1 protein-coding gene is annotated in these 389 nt (G+C 35.5%); it reads left to right on the top strand.

Annotation, left to right across the window (positions count from 1 at the left end; genetic code table 11):
- Window positions 1-353, top strand: a 353-nt coding sequence (locus E0698_RS26330; protein ID WP_443146928.1) for an SF0329 family protein, incomplete at its 5' end; no start/stop codon positions are given.
- Window positions 354-389: the final 36 nt, after the last annotated feature.

Here is a 389-nt window from a genome sequence, read left to right on the forward strand (position 1 = left end):
TCCAAGTTCCTATCAACAATGAAGAAATTGAAGCGATCAGAAAAGATACCAAGGGGACCGTTCCGGAGGATCGTCTAAAAGTAATAGCAAGAAGTAGAAAAATATCAGAATATGCAAAGGATATTTTGTCAGCACAGGCTTCATTAAGTAAATCAAATTTTATCGTTGTAGCTAATAAGTTTTTATCTATTTCTATAGAGGAAAGCTTAGAGAGTAATGATATCTTATTGAATATTCTAGCTTTAGTGGACAGACGAGTTGGAAAAAAGCGAATATTAAACATGACCGAGAAGATGAAGTTAAAGCATCCCATTGTGCAGTATTTTTATGAACTACGGCGTAGCACTCTATGAAAATAAATAACTTGATGGGGGCACGTCATGTCAGGG

The organism is Paenibacillus sp. 23TSA30-6, from assembly GCF_014858585.1.
Classification (GTDB): Bacteria; Bacillota; Bacilli; order Paenibacillales; family Paenibacillaceae; genus Paenibacillus.